This is a genomic window from Streptomyces sp. NPDC054863, from assembly GCF_053610825.1.
Genome location: NZ_JBSGZD010000485.1, coordinates 1 through 3330 on the forward strand (window position 1 = coordinate 1; position 3330 = coordinate 3330).

Here is a 3330-nt window from a genome sequence, read left to right on the forward strand (position 1 = left end):
GCGGACCCGGAAGGACACACCCGGAGCCCGGGACGTCACCTGCGGACCGGAGACGTCACATACGGACCTGTACGGCGCGGGCCAGCCGGTCGTGCAGGCCGCGGCCGTCGCGGTCCCAGATCAGCGCCGGGATCGCCAGGCAGAGCAGCACGCTGCGCACCACGGCCCAGCCGAAGCCGAGCCGCCCGCCGTGCTCGGAGACGACCCGCACGCCGAAGAGGCGCTTGCCGGGGGTGAAGCCCAGGGTGCCGACGGTCAGCACGTGCAGCACGAGGAAGATGCCGAGCGCGTAGTTGCCCGCCGCCTGCGAGTCGCCGCGGGCGAAGAGTCCGTACGCGATGAGCAGGCAGAGCGCCCAGTCGACGAAGAGGGCGCCGAAGCGGCGGCCCAGCGGGGCCACCGAGCCGGGGCCCTCGGGGGGCAGGCCGAGGCGCTTGCCCCGGTGCCCGAAGTCGGCGCCCATCTCTTCGGCCGCCGCGCGCGGCCCGGAGAGCCACGATCCGATTGCTTGCCTGTTGTCCACCCGACAAAGGTACTGCGCCCCTGTTCGTCACGTTCCTGGCGGGGCAGGATCGAGGCGGCCTGGTTAACTTGGGCGAAACAAATGGGTCATGCTGGAGAAATCCCGTCTGCCTATGGTCGACGCCAGCGTGTGCCACCGCACTGGCCCGCATGTAGACCCGCAGAAAAAGCGGCAACCCCGTCCGGCCCCGGGCGGGAGTAGGAGGAGCTGGATGTTCGGGAACGCCGACGAAGCCAAGAAGTTCATCGCGGACAACGACGTCAAGTTCGTGGACGTCCGGTTCTGCGACCTGCCGGGCGTGATGCAGCACTTCACGATCCCCGCGGGGGTCTTCGACCCGGACGAGGAGCTGGCCTTCGACGGTTCGTCGATCCGCGGCTTCCAGGCCATCCACGAGTCCGACATGGCGCTGCGCGCCGACCTGTCGACGGCCCGTCTGGACCCGTTCCGCACGGACAAGACGCTCAACATCAACTTCTTCATCCACGACCCGATCACGGGCGAGCAGTACAGCCGTGACCCGCGCAACATCGCCAAGAAGGCCGAGGCGTACCTGGCCTCCACCGGCTTCGCGGACACCGCGTACTTCGGTCCCGAGGCCGAGTTCTACGTCTTCGACAACGTCCGTTTCCAGACGTCGGCGAACGAGAGCTTCTACCACATCGACTCCGAGGCCGGCGCCTGGAACACCGGTTCCACCGAGAACAACCGCGGCTACAAGGTCAAGTACAAGGGTGGCTACTTCCCCACCCCCCCGGTCGACCACTTCGCCGACCTGCGTGCCGAGATCTCCCTGGAGCTGGACAAGAACGGCCTCCAGGTCGAGCGCCAGCACCACGAGGTCGGCACGGCCGGCCAGGCCGAGATCAACTACAAGTTCAACACGCTGCTCGCCGCGGCCGACGACCTGATGCTCTTCAAGTACATCGTGAAGAACGTCGCCTGGAAGAACGGCAAGACCGCCACCTTCATGCCGAAGCCGATCTTCGGCGACAACGGCTCGGGCATGCACGTCCACCAGTCGCTGTGGCAGAACGGCATCCCGCTGTTCTACGACGAGCAGGGCTACGCGGGCCTCTCGGACATGGCCCGCTACTACATCGGCGGCATCCTCAAGCACGCCCCGTCGCTGCTGGCCTTCACCAACCCGACGGTGAACTCCTACCACCGCCTGGTCCCCGGCTTCGAGGCCCCGGTCAACATGGTGTACTCGCAGCGCAACCGCTCCGCCGCGATGCGCATCCCGATCACGGGCTCCAACCCGAAGGCCAAGCGCGTCGAGTTCCGCGCCCCCGACCCGTCCTCCAACCCGTACCTGGCCTTCTCGGCGCTGCTGATGGCCGGCCTGGACGGCGTCAAGAACAAGATCGAGCCGCCGGAGCCGATCGACAAGGACCTCTACGAGCTGGCCCCCGAGGAGCACGCGGGCGTCCAGCAGGTCCCGACCTCGCTGCCGGCCGTCCTCGACGCCCTGGAGGCCGACCACGAGTACCTCCTGGCCGGCGGTGTCTTCACCCCCGACCTGATCGAGACGTGGATCGACTACAAGCGCACGCAGGAGATCGCCCCGATCCAGCTGCGCCCGCACCCGCACGAGTTCGAGCTGTACTTCGACCTCTAAACGGTCCTGCGTACGAGTCCTTCGTACGACCTGACGGAGCCCCGTCACCGCCTTCGGGCGGTGGCGGGGCTCCTTCGTCATTTCGTGCCGGCCGTACGGGAGAAGTGGCGCGCTCCCGGGGCGAGGGTGGCTGCGGCGGGGGCCAGGAAGCACAGGGCGGCGCAGGTGAGGAGGACGGGGGTGGGGCCGAAGGCGGTGACGGCGGGGGCGATGAGGGCGAGGCCGAGGGGGGCCAGGCCGTAGGAGAGGAGGAAGTCGAGGGAGGAGACGCGGGCCAGTTTGTCGGGGGCGACCTCGCGCTGGGTGGCGGTGAACCAGGGGACGTTGAAGAGCTCGATGCCGATGCCCGCGAGGACGTACGCGCCGATGACGAGGGCGGGGTGCACGGGCAGGGCCAGGCCGAGCGGGGCGAAGCCGTAGCAGGCCAGGCCCAGGAGGGCCGTGCGGCCCTGGGAGCGGGGGCGCCAGCGGGCCATCAGGAGGGCGCCGCCGAGGGCGCCGAGCGTGTAGGCGGTCATGGCGGCGGCCAGGACGACCTCGGTGCCGTAGCGGTCGCGGCTGATGAGGGGCAGGGCCACGCCGGTGGCGGAGTAGCCGGTGGCGATGACGGTGGTGAGCGCGCCGAGTCCGGCCAGGAACCAGGGGTGGCGGCGGGCCTCGCGCAGCCCGTCGACGAACTCGGCACGCAGCGAGGGCCGCCGGGCGGGTGCTGCGTCGCCCTGTGGCGCGGGCTCCGCGGAAGCGTCCTGCCCAGGCTCCCCCGAGGCACCTTCCGCGGGCGCCGTGGCAGCGCCCTCCTCGGAAGTCGCCCTTTCGGGGCTGCCCCGGCCCGGGACCAGCGCGGCGATCAGCCAGAGCAGGCCGATGCCCAGGAGCAGGGTCGCGGTGTCGAGGAACACGGCGAGCAGTGCGGTCAGGGCCGGCCCTGTGAGGGTGGTGACGCGTACGGACAGGGTCATCGCCGCGTTGGCCTGCTGGCGCTGCGCCGGGGCGACGACCTCGGCGGTGAGTGCCTGGAAGGCGGGCCGGCAGGCTCCTTGCCCCGCACCGGCCAGCGCGGCGGCGACCGCCATCAGCAGGAGCGAACGGCCGAGTCCGGCCGCCAGCAGGGGCGCCGCGACCGCTGCCGCGAGGGCGGCCCACAGGACGACGCCGCGCCGGGTGTGGCGGTCGGCGAGTACGCCGC

At 70.6% G+C, this 3330-nt stretch carries 3 protein-coding genes; 1 reads left to right on the forward strand and 2 read right to left on the reverse strand.

The features are described 5' to 3' along the window. Window positions 1–55 precede the first annotated feature (55 nt). Entirely contained in the window at window positions 56–523 is a 468-nt protein-coding gene (locus ACWGIG_RS38005; protein ID WP_453326291.1) for an RDD family protein, read from the reverse strand. Between the two features lie 211 nt (window positions 524–734). On the opposite strand from ACWGIG_RS38005, the gene glnA reads away from it, so the two are divergent. Next, window positions 735–2144: a type I glutamate--ammonia ligase gene (gene glnA / locus ACWGIG_RS38010; RefSeq protein ID WP_453326292.1), complete on the forward strand. Its 1410-nt coding sequence runs from the start codon at window positions 735–737 to the stop codon at window positions 2142–2144. 77 nt (window positions 2145–2221) lie between these two features. Here the strand turns inward: glnA and ACWGIG_RS38015 are convergent. Further along, window positions 2222–3330, reverse strand: a 1109-nt coding sequence (locus ACWGIG_RS38015) for an MFS transporter (protein WP_453326293.1), incomplete at its 5' end; no start/stop codon positions are given.

Bases quoted from the DNA above. Each gene is read 5' to 3' on its own strand.
- glnA (WP_453326292.1), top strand. From the start codon at position 735: ATGTTCGGGAACGCCGACGAAGCCAAGAAGTTCATCGCGGACAACGAC.